Origin of the sequence: Amycolatopsis keratiniphila subsp. keratiniphila, assembly GCF_001620365.2 — a bacterium.
Classification (GTDB): domain Bacteria; phylum Actinomycetota; class Actinomycetes; order Mycobacteriales; family Pseudonocardiaceae; genus Amycolatopsis; species Amycolatopsis keratiniphila.
Genome location: NZ_LQMT02000011.1, coordinates 72,286 through 85,652, shown reverse-complemented (window position 1 = coordinate 85,652; position 13,367 = coordinate 72,286). Strand labels below are relative to the sequence as shown.

The following is a 13,367-nucleotide window of genomic DNA, read 5'->3' as shown; positions in this document are numbered from 1 at the left end:
GGTGACCACATGTCGCTGGTGGGAAGAAACGTCGAGCTGGCACGGGTGCAACGCCTGCTGGCGAACGCGCGTGACGCGCGAAGCGGTGTGCTGGCGTTGCGGGGCGCGGCGGGAATCGGGAAATCGGTCCTTGTCGACCACGCGGTGTCGATCGCCGAAGCCGAGGGCATGCGGGTGGTCCGCGGGGCGGGGGTCGAGTCCGATTCCGAGCTGGCGTACGGCGGTCTGCATCAGCTCCTGTTTCCGCATTTGGCCCGGCTGGACGCCCTGCCCACCCCGCAGGCGACGGCACTGCGATGCGCTTTCGGCCTGGCCGAGGGAGACGAGGCCAATCGGTTCCTGATCTCCGCCGGCACCCTGTCGTTGCTCGCCGACCTGGCCGAGGACGCGCCTCTGCTGTGTGTGGTCGACGATCTGCAATGGCTCGACCAGGGTTCCGTGGAGGCGCTGCTGTTCGCGGCCCGCCGGTTCGTGGCCGACCGGATCGCGTTGCTGTTCGCCGTGCGTGAGACGTCGGCGCCGTTCGAGATGGCCGGCATCGAGGTCGTGGAGCTGTCCGGCCTCGCCTCGCCCGACGCCGCCCGCCTGCTCGACGAGCACGCGCCCGAACTCGTCGAACCGGTACGGGCCCGGGTCCTCGCGGAGTCCGGTGGCAATCCGCTGGCGATCATCGAACTCGGGTCGTCGCGGCTCGCGGCACGCGACGCCGACGAGCCCGACCCGGCCGAGCAGGTCCGGCCGCTGCCGGTGACCCGCCGCGTGCAGGAGGCGTTCCGCCGCCAGATCGTCGAGCTTCCCGAACCCACCCAGCGCGCGCTCCTGGCGGCGGCGGCCGACACGGCGGCACCGCTCGCGACGATCCTGCACGTGATCGAAGCGCTCGGTGGCGCCCCCGGCGACCTGGCACCCGCCGAACGGGACCGGCTGCTCCGGATCGACAGCCGGATCACGTTCCGCCACCCCCTGGTCCGGGCGGCCGCCTACCAGGACGCGCCGCTGCACCGGCGGATCGAGGTACATCGCGCGTACGCCGACGCGCTGGGGACCGACGCGGACCGCCGCGCGTGGCACCTCGCCGCCGCCACCACGAGCCCCGACGAGACGGTGGCCGCCGAACTCGAACGCGCGGCGGAGCGCGCCTGGCACCGAGGCGGCGCGATGGCGGTGTCGGCCGCTTACGACCGCGCCGGCCGGCTCAGCGCCGACCGTGAACTGAAGGCCCGGCGTATCGCCCGCGCCAGCCAGGCCGCGTTCGACGCCGGCAAGGCCGACCGCGCCGCCCGGCTGGCGGCCGAAGCGCTCTCGCTCACCTCCGAGCCCGGTGTCCGGGCCGACGCCATCTACACGCGTGGCGCCGTGGAATACGAACGCACCTCGCCGAGGGCCGATGCGGAGCTGGCGATCGGGGCCGCGGAGCTGGTGCGCGACACCGATCCGGAGCGCGCCGCGCTCAACTTCTTCGAGGCCGTGCACGCCGCCCGGCACGGAGCGGCGCACGATCTGCTGAGGCGCGTGGCCGATCTGATGCGCGGGTTCACCCCGCCGGAGGACTGGGCACCGATCGTCACCGCCCTTTTCGGCTGGGCGGAGCTCTTCGCCGGACGCCCGGAGGCGGCCGTCGGCCCGATGCGCGACCTCTACACCACCGAGAGCGGCGGCGGGAACGACCTGATGCATCGCGTCACGGCCGGGTTCGGCGGGCTCATGATCGCGGACGACGACGGCGTCGCCGCCGGGACCGAGGACATGCTGGCCCAGGTGCGGGCCACCGGCGCGCTGGGCTGGGTCCCGTACACCCTGAACGTGCTCGCCGTGGCGCGGTTGTTCCGCGGTGAGTTCGCCGACGCCCGTGCGTGTGTGGCGGAAGGCGCGGCCGTGGCCGCCGAACTCGGCAACACGACCGAACGCCTGGCGCACCGGTCGATCGAGGTGTGGCTGCTTGCCGTCTCGGGTGACGAGGCGCGCTGCCGGGCGCTTGCCGAGGAGGTGCTCCCGCGGGCCCGGGCCCGGCACCGGGTCAACGCCGAGCTCGCGGACTGGGGGCTCGGCATGCTCGACCTTTCCGCCCGGCGGTTCAAGGAGGCGGCCGACCGGCTCGAGAAGGTGTTCCAGGGGCCCGCGAGCCGCGATCTCCTGATGCGCGCGGTGCCGGATCTGGTGGAAGCCGCCGTACGCACGGGCGAGCCGGATCGCGCCCACGAACCGTTGGCCACGTTCCTGCACTGGGCCGAACAGGTCGACCGCCCGATCGCCGCCGGGCTCGCTCTGCGTTGCCGGGCCCTGCTGGCCGATGACGCCGACGCGCTGTACACCGAAGCGCTGCGGATCCAGGAGCGGCACGGCGGCCCCTACGAGCACGCCCGTACCCAGCTGGTCTACGGCGAGTGGCTGCGCCGTCAGCGCCGCCGCACCGAGGCCCGCGCCCATCTCGCGGCGGCGGTGTCCGCGTTCGAGGGACTCGGCGCGGAGCTCTGGGCCGAGCGCGCTCGCGGTGAGCTGGCCACGTTCGGCGAGCGGGGCGACGAACCCCGGCGCAGCGGCCCGCTCACCCTGTTGACCCCGCAGGAGCTGCAGGTCGTCCGGCTGGCCGCCGCCGGTCAGACGAACAAGGAGATCGCCGCGCAGCTCTTCCTCAGCCCGCGGACCGTCGGCCACCACCTCTACAAGGCGTATCCGAAGCTGGGTGTGACCGGCCGTGCCGAGCTGGCAGGCCTCGTCCGGTGATCGGATACCGGTCACGATGACTGATTCGCCGACCGGGGTCCGCCGCATAGGTTTTCGGCACAGCACCGACGACGAGGAGCCGACCATGACGAAGTACTTCCTGAGCCTTCCCCACGACGCCGCCGAGGAGCCGACGATGGCGGACATGGACCCCGCCGAGCTGCAAAAGCTCATCGCCGAGGTCGGCGCGTTCAACTCCGCCCTCGAGGAGGCGGGCGCGTTCGTGACCGCCGGTGGCCTGCAGCCGCCGTCGACCGCGACCACGGTGGACTACTCCGGCGACACCCCGGTGCTCACCCCTGGCCCGTTCGTCGAGGCCAAGGAGTACCTGGGCGGCTTCTGGATCATCGAGGCCGAAAACGACGACGTCGCGATCGAATGGACCAAGCAGGCCTCGCGTGCGCTGCGCAGCCGGGTCGAGGTCCGCGCGCTCCAGGAAGAGCCCCCCGCCTGAGCGGTCAGGGGCGGCAAACGGCTCCGCGGATCGACTTGGGCGGGCTCGTGTGGATGACCCGGCTGTCGGTCGCCTGCACCTCGAAGCAGTAGCGGCGCACGGGATCGACCGGAATGGTGATCGCGTGCGCCCGCCCGGCCAGCACGGTCCGGTTGGGCTCGTTCTCGGGGGCGACGATCACCGCGTAGTCGACGATGTCCGAACTGCTCGTCCAAGCGAGCATGACCTGGTTTCCCCGGTCGGCCGGCTCGGCGAGCTCCAGTTCGAGGTCCACCACCTGCTCCGGTCCGGGCGTGGCGGCCGGAGTCGTGGTGACGACCTCCGGCCGCCGATCGCCGATCAGGAACGCGACCACCACACCGAGGACGACCGCCACCGCACCGACTACGAGGCCACCGATCGAACGGCGGGCCTTCGCCGGTGTGGGCGGGGCGGCGTCTTCGCGCTCGTTCGACGGGGGAGGTCGGTCCGGTTCCGCGGGGCGGGGGAACATTTCGGCGAGCCGGTCGGCGACCCACGCGGCGTCCGGCGGGCGGTGCGCCGGATCCGGGGCGAGCAGCCTGCTCACCATCGCCGACAGGATGACCGGCACATCGGGCCGGTCGATCGGCGGCACCGGGGTGCGCAGCAGCCTCAGCAACCGCTCGCCCATCGGTTCCCCGAGCCTGCCGGGCTGCGGATGGTCGCCGGTCAGGGCCAGGTACAGCACCAGTCCCAGGCCGTACAGATCGGTCCGTTCGTCGAACGTGTCGGTGCGCAGGGTCTCCGGCGCCAGGTATTCGAGCGACCGCGTCGGATCGCGCGGGAACGCCTGCCGCAGCGCGACGCCGAAGTCGGCGAGGACCGGTTCGTCGTTCGTGCGGAACAGCACGTTCGCGGGGTGGACACCGCCGTGCACGACCCCGGCGGCGTGCGCGGAGGCCAGACAGGTCGCGACGGTATGGCCGAGTACGACGGCATCGCCCGTGGGAAGCCTTCCCAGCCGGCCCAGCAGCGCGGCGAGGGACTGCGTGCACCGTTCCATCCGGAGCGCGTGCCGCCCGCCGGGCAACTGGTCGACGCCGTCGACCGGCAGCGCGGAGGCCACCGCCCGCAACCGGTCGCGATCGCGTTCCACCGCCGACAAGGTCGCTCGATCGAGCCGCGCAGGGAAGACCTTCATCGCGACCGGTACCCCCGCGTAGGTCGCGGGATAGACGGTCGCGACCGGCCCGATGCCGAGGGGTGCGCCGAACACGTTTCCGGTCATTCGGCCACGAGTCCCGGCTCCCGCAGGCTGCCCAGGTCGAACGCGGCTCGCAACCGGGCCGGGAACGAGACCTTCGTGAGCCCCTTCCGGATCGCCCGGACCGCCGACCACGCCTGCGCGGCCGTCCGGTCGTCGGCGCCGTACGGGGACCACAGCGCGATGTCCACCAGGCGAGCGAGCCATTCCAGGCCTTCCACCACAGATTTGTCCACTGTGGACGGTAACCCTCTGGCGAGTTCGCGGGCCGTGGCACCGCGGGACACCACGATGTCGTGCGCGCGCAGGACGTCCCTCGCCTCCATCCAGGCCGCGACGACCGCCGCCGGACCGGTGCGGCGGCGCCGTCGGGCGGTCCGGACGGCCCGCCGCCCCGGAATCGCCACGACGGCACAGACGAGCACCGAGACCGCACCGATTCCGAGCCAGGCGAGCAAGGTCGCGATCCACGACGTGTCGGGATTGGGCGGTTCGGGGGCGATGGGCCCGTCCGGGCGAACGTCCGGATCATGTAACCGCTGCGTTGGCGGGAGGGCGTCGCGTGCCTGGTCGGTGGCCCGCGCCAACGCACCGGCCGTCGTGGCGGTGCCGCGGGACGCACCGCCTGCCGGATCGAGCGGAACCCAGCCGACACCGGCGACGGCCACCTCCGGCCAGGCGAAGGAGTCTCCATTGTGGACTGTCACCGGGCCGGGACCTCCTTGCGGGGACCGGAATCCCACCGCGACCCGGGCGGGGATCCCGGTCAGCCTCGCCAGCGCCGCATAGGCGGCGGCGAACTGCTCACTGGTACCCGCGCGAGTGGTGAACAGGAAGTTGTTCAGCTGCGCCCAGCCGCTTCCGGTCGGCAGTACCGGACCGGTCGCCCGCCGGTAGTGCTCGGCGAGATACCGCTCCAGTACCAGCGCTGCCCGGAACGACGGGCGCAGCCCGCCGGTGGCCGTCCGCGCCAGTTCTGCGACGCCGGGCGGCACCTGCCCGACCCCGCCCGTCACCGCCGCGGCCTCGATTCCCGCGTCCAGCAACGTCTCCGGCGCCACCGCCGGTTCACGCCAGCCGAGCTCGTACTCCACCGGCCCCCGCCGTCCCGGCAGCAGGAGGGTGCCGGTCGCGGGGTCGACCAGCGGATCGGCCCCGGTGACCGTGGCCAGGAGAGGCTGGCTGGGCAGCCAGGGGCCACCGCCGGGCGGGACCGTGATCCGCGCGTGCCGGGTGGCCGTCCCGAGCGTCGCACCGAACCGGAGATAGCCGCCGTTCTCCCGCCAGCTGACGCCGTCGAAGTCGGTGAGGACGGCGATCCGCCAGCGATCGGTCCCGGCCGTCCCGGTGTGGCGAAAGACCGGTTCGCCCGGGCGGGTCAGCCGGTCGGCGACCTGGTCGAGCGGGTTGTCCACCCGCAGCGGCGGCACCGGGGCGGCGTCGTGTTCGAGCGCCAGCGAGGGCCGCGCTCCCTGATCGAGGGCGGTGACCCCGGCCGAGACCGCCACGGCGAGCACCACGGTGGGCACCAGGAGGACGAGCCTGCTCTCGCGCCGCCGGGTCAGGGCGAGCAGCGTGCCGGCGACGACGACGTAGGCCAGCCCGGCGGCGGTGGCGACCGGCCCGGACAGCGTCACGTAAGCCTGGCTCAACGCGGCGACGGCGAGCCCCGGAAGCAAGGCCACCGCCGGCACACGCGCCGATTCCACCGCGAGCACCGCGGCGAACAGCACCGCGAGCGGCACGAACAGGAACAGTTCCGCGTCCGCCCGCGCGGGCCAGGTCGACTGGAGTGTCAGCTGCCAGGACCGGGTGACCCCGTCGAGCAGTCCCCGCAGCATCGCCGCGTCCGGGAGACCAGGCCCGAATTCGAGCTCTCCCAACGCGAGCAAGCCCGAGACGAGCATCAGGACCGGCCGCCACGGACGCAGCGCGGCCACCCGCAGGGAGACCTCGGTGACGGCGAAACAGACCAGAAGGACCGTGACGAGCGGGAGCAGCAGGGAGCCCACGCCGAACACCGGCGCGAAAAGCAGGCCGGGCAGTCCCGAGGCGAGCAGCAGTAGCGCGACCACGAGCCGTTGTGTCCATTGTGGATTCATAAGCCGAGCGCGTTCCATCGCCGGGCCGCTTCGGCGGCATCGGAGACCGGGAGCACCACCGCGCCGGGGATACCGCCGAACGTCTCGTCGTCGCCGAGCACGAAGACGATCAACGGCGAGTACCGGCCGCGCAACGCGGCCACCGCGACCCGATCGGCCGGAGTACCACCGGCGGTCACCACCGCCAGCCCGCCGACCCCGGAGCGGCTCAACCCCTCCGGGACCAGTGCCGGACCGGACGACGGTTCGAGCACGCACAAGGCGTCCAGCAGCGGGCGCACCGCCCGCGGTCCTCCCCCGGTGTCGACGTCGAGACCGCCGGAGGAGACCAGCCGCGTCGGCCGGTCCGCGCGCGCCGCCGAACCGGCCAGCGACGCGGCCGTGTCGACGGCGTCCTCCAGCCGGGGGCCGCGCAACCGGGAGTCCAGCAGCACGGTGAACCTGGGCTGATGCGGGTCGACGTGGTCACGCACCATCAGGCTGCCGGTCCTCGCCGTCGCCTTCCAGTGCAGATGCCTGATTTCGTCGCCGTGCACGTATTCGCGGACCTCGCGCAGGTCTTCGGAACCGCGCAGCCGTTCGTCCGCGACGGCCCCCTCGTGGTGGTGCCGCGGCCGCCCGCCGCCGGGCGGGGACAGCACGTGCACCCTCGGGTGGACCCACAGCATCGCGGTCTCGCCCGTGGTCAGCCGCCGGGACGCGAGCCCCAAGGGATCCGCCCGCTCGAGGACCAGCGGACCGACCTGGTGCCGTCCACGCCGCTCGGTGGGCAGTTCGTAGTTGTGCGCGGTTTCCGCGTTGGGGCCCAGCGCGCGGATGTCGACCGTCCGCGTCGCCTCACCGACCCGGTCCCCCGCGGTGAAGGCACCGTGCCGCCGCCTGGCCGGATTGCGCACCAGCAGGGTGGCGGCCGCGGGCCTGCCACGCTCCACCCGGTCCGGGGAGATCCGGCGGGACACCACGACGCGGGGACGTCGTCCGGTCGCGACGATCGCCGCGATCAGCACGCCGGCCCCGGCCCCCGCGATCGCGAGGAAGAACGGATAACCGGCCCAGTGGCCGAGGACGAACAGCCCCACGGTCGCGGCGAGAACGCCCGCCCCGCGTTTGGTCAGCCGGATCATCAGGCCCGCGGCCCCACGCTCACCGGGGCGGGTGTCGCATCGAGGACCTCGTCCACCACTCCGCCGGGGTCGCGGCCGTTCAGCTCGGCATCGGCGGTGAGGATCAGCCGGTGCGCCAGAACGGCCTGTGCGACCTCCTTGACGTCGTCCACGGTGACGAACGCCCTGCCGTCCGTCGCGGCGTAGGCCTGCCCGGCGCGGATCAGCGCGATGCTGCCCCGCGGGCTGGCCCCGTAGCGCAGGGCGGCGTGCTCACGGGTCGCGGCCGCGAGCCGGGCGGCGTACTCGCAGAGGGCGGATTCGACGTGGACGGCCCGGACCTGGCCGATCGTCCGGCGCACCGTCTCGATGTCCACCACCGGCGCCAGTTCGTCCGGGCCGAAGCCCGCGCAGTCGCCCATGATCACCTTGACCTCGGAGGCTAGGTCCGGATAACCGACGTCGAGCCGCATCAGGAACCGGTCCAGCTGCGCTTCGGGCAACCGGTAGGTCCCGGCCATCTCGATCGGGTTCTGGGTCGCGACGACCAGGAACGGCCGCGGTACCTCGTGCCGGACGGCGTCGACGGTGACCGTCCGCTCGGCCATCACCTCGAGCAGGGCCGACTGCGTTTTCGGGGTGCCCCGGTTGATCTCGTCCGCGACGACGACGTTCGCGAACACCCCGCCGGGGTGGAATTCGAAGCGTTCTTCCTTCTGGTGGTAGACGGGGACGCCGGTGATGTCGCCGGGCAACAGGTCGGGGGTGAACTGGATGCGGTTCCACGATCCGCCGACGCTCCTGGCCAGGCAGCGGGCCAGTGTCGTCTTGCCGACCCCGGGCACGTCCTCCACCAGCAGATGTCCCTCGGCGAACAGCGCGGCGACCGCGAGCCGGACGATCTTTTCCTTGCCGCGCAACACACTGTGGACGTTCTTCGCGATGCGTCCGTAGACCTCGCCGGGCGGGGGAAAGGGAGTCATCGAGCCGATGGTGACCACTAAGTCCACCTGATCCTGTTGGAGGTGATCCGGCCGTCCGGGGTCTGCACGCTGACCCAGATGGTCTGGCCGGGTACGTCGTAGTTGAGTTCGTTGTAGGTCGCCGAACCGTCGGCATCGGTCGTGGTGTATTCGGTCCGCACGTCGGTGTTGCTCGACGAGCTGAGCCGGATCGCGTACCGCTTGCCCGGCTCGAAACCCTTCATCGTCACGTTGACTTGGGCACAGTCCGGTTCGTGACAGTTCTCGCTGGAGGTGTCCCGGCCGCGGCTGATGGTGATCGTCGGCGCGGGAACGGTGATCGTCCGGCTCGCCGGCCGACCTTCGCGCGTCTGCCCGCCGGGTGTCCTGGTCACCGCGCGAACGGTGAAGGTGTAGGAATTCCCGGCGGTCAGCCCGGGATAGCTCGCGGAGGTGCCCGCGACCGTCTGCTGCGCGAAACCGGTACCGGTGACGAGATAGTGCACCAGTTCCCCGCCGCCGAGGTCCGGCCGGGTCCAGGAGAGCATCGCGGCGTCGTCGCGGCGGCTCACGGTGAGCGCCGGTGCGGCCGCGGCCGCCGCCGGGGTCGCCGACGCCGAAGCACCCGGCCCGGTGCCCGCCTTGTTCACCGCGACGACGGTGAACGTGTACCGGGTTCCGTTCGCCAGCCCGGTGATCCTGACCCGGCGGGTGCCGCCGTCCACCGTCCGGGAACCACCCGCCCAGCTGATCCGGTACGACGTCACGTCGGCCCGGTTGGCGGGAGCGGCCGACCACGCGACCGTGACCGCGCCCGCCTCTCCCGTCGCCGACACCCCGGGCGGCGCGCCCGGTGGACTGGCCGGGACGGCGGGCGGGGTGACCGGCGGCGGGTTCGGCTTCGAGGGACCGGGCCGGTCGGTACCGGGGTCCTGGCCGCGACGCCCGTCCTCGCCACCTCGCTGAGCGGGCGGAGCCACCGGCCCCTGTCCCGGGGCGGGCTGCGCCGGGACCGGTTGATCCTTCTTCTCCGTGGGCGGTACCACGGGAACGTCGGTGACCTTGCCGTCCTTGGCGACGACGAGGACGTGGGCGCCCTGGCCGCCGTCGACGTAGACGTGCGCGTCCTCGCCGCGGACGACCCGTGCCGTGCCGCCGTCGGCCGGGAGCGGCTTGTCGTCGGTCTGCCTGCCGTCGGCGTCGTAGGTGAACAACCTGCCCGACGTGCGGTTGACCACGACGACCACCGAACCCGCCGCGACCGGCGCGTCGTACTGCCCTGGCGGGAGCGGCACCGTGATCGGCCGCCGCGGCCCGGGAGCGGGGTCGACCAGATGCAGCAGGCTCCGCGCCGGGTCGAGCACGGCCACGCGACCGGCGACGTCGTTGGCCGCCGTCCGGAGGTCGGCGCCCGCGCCGAGCCCCATCGGGACCGGCACGCCGAGACCACCGGATTCGACCGCACGCACGACGCCGTCGGACGCGTCGACGAAGTACAGTTCGTCCCCCACCAGGGTCAGTGCGCCGAAGTGGCCGGCGGGCAGGGTGACCGGGCAGGACACGTTCTCCGCGCCGCGGTCCAGCCGGCAGAGCAGACCGGACGCGATACGCGGCAGCCACAGTGTCCCCTCCGCGGTGGCGACCGGGTCGCCGACCGGTCCCCCGGCGGAGATCGGCGCGGGCGGATCGCCGAGCCGGATGATCTGTCCGGCCTGCCGGTACACCAGATACGGGCCGCCCGCGGTCTCCACCCCGGCCGGGACCTCGCCCGAGGGCGGCACCCCCGGCGGCCCGGCGGTCAGGTCCGACTTGCCGAACGGGGTGATCCGGGTACCGCCCACGACGTAGCCGCTGGTGTCCCCCTGCACGACCTGGCTGCCCGGATCGCCGGGCACCGCGACCTGCGCGTCGATCCCCGCCGTACCGCCGTCGATGTGGAAAGCCGACTGGAGCAGGGAGTTGTAGACCCAGTGGCCGCCGGGGATCTCTTGGATCCCCGGCGGCGGTTTCGCCGCGCCGGTGACCGCGGTCGTCAAAACCGCCACCGAGACCACGACGATCGTCACGACCGGCAGCCGGGCCCGCCAAGCCGTGCTCCCCCGAGTGCCCTTTTTCACGGCACGGACGGTAGCCGAGCGATTCGGGAGGGTTCCCGAACCGATTCCCCGTCTCCTACTGGCGCGGGGACCGGCCACGCTACGCTCGGTGCCCGTACGGGTACTTTCTCCGGCTCACGACCACGGATGGTCCGACATGACGTTCTCGCGCCGAGACCGTGAACCGGCGGGCCGCCTGATCGCGGATCGCTACCGGCTGGTCGAACGCGTCGGCGCCGGCGGGGAGGGCGTGGTCTGGCGCGCGCTCGACGAGCGGACCGGGCGGACGGTCGCGGCCAAACAAGCGAAGATGAGCGCCACCGGAGCCGGCCGCAAGCTGCGCCGCGAAGCACGCCTGGCCGCTTCGGTCGACCATCCGAATGTCGTCGTCTATCACGAAATCGTCAGCGATCACGACGAGCTGTGGCTGATCCAGGAGTACGTCCCTTCGCGGACCCTCGCCGCCGTTTTGACCGAACGCCCCTTGCCCGAGGCGGAGGTCGCGGAAATCGGGGTCCGGCTGGCGTCGGCGCTCGCCGCCGTCCACGAGCGGAAGATCCTCCATCGCGACCTCAAACCGGGCAACGTCCTGATCGGCGAGGACGGGCGGGTGAAACTGACCGATTTCGGCATTTCCCGTTCCGTCGCGGCGGACGAGACCTTGACCGACGCCGCGCTGTACGCGGGCACTCCCGGCTATCTCGCTCCCGAGGTCGCACGCGGCGACCCGCCCACGGAGGCCTCGGACGTGTTCTCCCTCGGCGCGACGCTCTACGCCGCCCTCGAGGGTTCGCCGATGTTCGCCGGGGAGACCCCGCTCGCCAGGGTCCGGCGTGCCGCGGACGGCGACATCCCGATGTCCCGTGCCGCGGGCGAACTGGCCGCTCCGCTCGCGCGGATGCTGGATCCGGACCCGGCACTCCGTCCGTCCGCCGCCGAAGCGGCCGCCGCCCTGGCGGCGTGCCCGGGCAAGGTGGCACCGGCGCGACGAGGCCGGCGCCACCGGTTCCGGCGTCCGATCGGCGTGGCGGCGGGAATCGCGGCCGTCGCGGCCGGCATGCTCTCGGCGGGCACGCCGGCGACGCCCGCACCCTTCGACGCGCGTGCTCTCGATCCCTGCCGCTTGACCGACACGGCCGCGCTCCGCTCGTACGGGCGCACCGAACTCGAACCCGATTACGGCAACTTCAACCGGTGCGACGTGCTCCTCCACCGCGGCGACGGGACTTTCACCGACGTCAAAGTGGAACTGAAGAGCCATCCCGGGAATCCGCCGGACGGCGAACTGAAACGCGTCGGTGCCTTCGACGTCGTCGGCGGCCCGCTCCAGGACGACAAATGCGCCCGGCTGATCCTCGTACCCGAGGGATACCTCGTCGCGGTCACCGCGAGCGACGACCCCGGCGCCCCGGTTGACCTGTGCGCGATCGCCGACGTCGCCACCGATTCGGCGACGAAGGCGCTGTCCCGCGACGGAAATCCGCTTCGGAAAGGGAAATTCCCGGCGCGCTCCCTCGCGGAGGTGGACGCGTGCGCCCTCCTCGATCCCGCGGCACCCGAAGTGCCCGGCCCGCCGCAGCCGTACTTCGGCCGGTGGAGCTGCAACTTCGAGGGTCCCGCCGTCCGGGTCCGGGTGATCTTCGACCGGGGACATCCCCTCGACGACGAGGACGGCGCGTACAGCACCGAGGCCGGCCGGGAGATCCGGACGGCCGCCGACGACTACGGGCCGGGAACGTGCCGCTCGACGATCGCCTATCGCCCGTACACCGATATCGACAACATCCCGATGCTGGAATCCGTCCTGATCGTCGTGAACGGCGACCCGCCGTCGGCACGGCTCTGCGGCCCGGCCACGATCCTGGCGGGCGAAGTGGCGAGGAGACTGCCATGACCACGTTCGACCGCTGCCATCCCAGCCTCGCCCACGGTGTCCCGCCGGCCGAGCCGGGGACGATCTTCGCCTCGACCGTGTCCGGCCGGTCGTCGATGCCCCCGAAAGACGGACGGCAGCTCTTGTTCGGCCGCAACCGGGACGACGTGCACGTCTGTCTCGGCGAGGACGATCGCCGGATCAGCCGTCATCAGGGAACCCTCGTCCACGAAGGCGGCGCCTGGTGCGTGCGCAACGAGGGCAAGCTCCCGATCCGGCTCCCCGGCTCCCGGCTCGTCTTCGGCGGCGACGAACCGGCACCGCTTTCCGACGGCTACACCGCGCTTTTCGTCCGCGGTTCCAGCGGACGTGAACATCTGCTGGAGATCTTCGTCGCGGGAAAGGATTCGACTGCCCCGGTGTCCCTCGGCACGGAGGTCACGGAACCGCCGGGCGTCTGGCGGCTGACCACGGAGGAGCGCACCGTCCTGGTCGCGCTGGCACAACGCTTCCTCCGGCAGGAGGCCTACCCCCAGCCCCTGAGCTGGCGCCGGGTCGCCGAGCAGCTGGCCAAGCTGGAACCGGAACGGAAGTGGGCGCCCAAGAAGGCCGAGCACGTGGTGACCAACGTCCGCATGCGGCTCGTCGACGCCGGGGTGCCCGGCCTCACCAGGGAAGAGATCGGCGAGCCGGTGGGCAATGCGCTGAACGTCCATCTGATCGGCGAGCTGCTGCACTCCGCGACCCTGGTGCCGCCGGATCTCGCGCTGCTGGAAGCGCGGTCGTGGTCGTGATCTCGTCCGCGGTCGCGTGTTGCGAAAGCCACTT

The 13,367-nt window shown here is 72.5% G+C and carries 9 protein-coding genes; 4 read left to right on the top strand and 5 right to left on the bottom strand.

All coding sequences use genetic code 11. The features are described 5' to 3' along the window. Positions 1–9 precede the first annotated feature (9 nt). Positions 10–2,724, top strand: a complete 2,715-nt coding sequence (locus AVR91_RS11330) for a helix-turn-helix transcriptional regulator (RefSeq protein ID WP_063275227.1) — start codon at positions 10–12, stop codon at positions 2,722–2,724. A gap of 85 nt (positions 2,725–2,809) precedes the next feature. Next, positions 2,810–3,178, top strand: a complete 369-nt coding sequence (locus AVR91_RS11325) for a YciI family protein (RefSeq protein WP_063275241.1) — start codon at positions 2,810–2,812, stop codon at positions 3,176–3,178. A 4-nt stretch (positions 3,179–3,182) separates the two neighbouring features. Here AVR91_RS11325 and AVR91_RS11320 read toward each other — a convergent pair whose 3' ends face one another. Genes AVR91_RS11320 through AVR91_RS11300 form a run of 5 tightly spaced genes read right to left on the bottom strand, consistent with a single transcriptional unit; the run spans position 3,183 to position 10,687 of the window. After that, positions 3,183–4,427, bottom strand: coding sequence for a protein kinase domain-containing protein (locus AVR91_RS11320; RefSeq protein WP_063275228.1), 1,245 nt, complete (start codon positions 4,425–4,427; stop codon positions 3,183–3,185). Then, on the bottom strand, positions 4,424–6,478 hold the full coding sequence (locus AVR91_RS11315; RefSeq protein WP_063275229.1) for a transglutaminase family protein: 2,055 nt from the start codon (positions 6,476–6,478) through the stop codon (positions 4,424–4,426). Before AVR91_RS11315 ends, AVR91_RS11320 begins: the two co-directional genes overlap by 4 nt. Positions 6,479–6,501: 23 nt before the next feature. Further along, complete coding sequence (locus AVR91_RS11310; protein WP_228709183.1) at positions 6,502–7,629, bottom strand: DUF58 domain-containing protein; 1,128 nt, start codon at positions 7,627–7,629, stop codon at positions 6,502–6,504. After that, entirely contained in the window at positions 7,629–8,591 is a 963-nt protein-coding gene (locus AVR91_RS11305) for an AAA family ATPase (RefSeq protein ID WP_063275243.1), read from the bottom strand. Before AVR91_RS11305 ends, AVR91_RS11310 begins: the two co-directional genes overlap by 1 nt. Before the next feature lie 17 nt (positions 8,592–8,608). Continuing rightward, positions 8,609–10,687, bottom strand: coding sequence for a fibronectin type III domain-containing protein (locus AVR91_RS11300; RefSeq protein WP_143253958.1), 2,079 nt, complete (start codon positions 10,685–10,687; stop codon positions 8,609–8,611). Between the two features lie 136 nt (positions 10,688–10,823). On the opposite strand from AVR91_RS11300, the gene AVR91_RS11295 reads away from it, so the two are divergent. Together AVR91_RS11295 and AVR91_RS11290 are read left to right on the top strand one after the other, a co-directional pair. Next, entirely contained in the window at positions 10,824–12,560 is a 1,737-nt protein-coding gene (locus AVR91_RS11295) for a serine/threonine-protein kinase (RefSeq protein ID WP_063275231.1), read from the top strand. Next, a complete protein-coding gene (locus AVR91_RS11290; RefSeq protein ID WP_063275232.1) occupies positions 12,557–13,333 on the top strand; it encodes an FHA domain-containing protein in 777 nt (258 codons plus the stop codon). The genes AVR91_RS11295 and AVR91_RS11290 overlap by 4 nt, the downstream gene beginning before the upstream one ends. Positions 13,334–13,367 lie beyond the last annotated feature (34 nt).

Coding starts and splice junctions, on each gene's coding strand:
- AVR91_RS11305 (WP_063275243.1), bottom strand. CDS start 8,591: ATGACTCCCTTTCCCCCGCCCGGCGAGGTCTACGGACGCATCGCGAAG.
- AVR91_RS11325 (WP_063275241.1), top strand. CDS start 2,810: ATGACGAAGTACTTCCTGAGCCTTCCCCACGACGCCGCCGAGGAGCCG.
- AVR91_RS11330 (WP_063275227.1), top strand. CDS start 10: ATGTCGCTGGTGGGAAGAAACGTCGAGCTGGCACGGGTGCAACGCCTG.
- AVR91_RS11320 (WP_063275228.1), bottom strand. CDS start 4,427: ATGACCGGAAACGTGTTCGGCGCACCCCTCGGCATCGGGCCGGTCGCG.
- AVR91_RS11290 (WP_063275232.1), top strand. CDS start 12,557: ATGACCACGTTCGACCGCTGCCATCCCAGCCTCGCCCACGGTGTCCCG.
- AVR91_RS11295 (WP_063275231.1), top strand. CDS start 10,824: ATGACGTTCTCGCGCCGAGACCGTGAACCGGCGGGCCGCCTGATCGCG.
- AVR91_RS11310 (WP_228709183.1), bottom strand. CDS start 7,629: ATGATCCGGCTGACCAAACGCGGGGCGGGCGTTCTCGCCGCGACCGTG.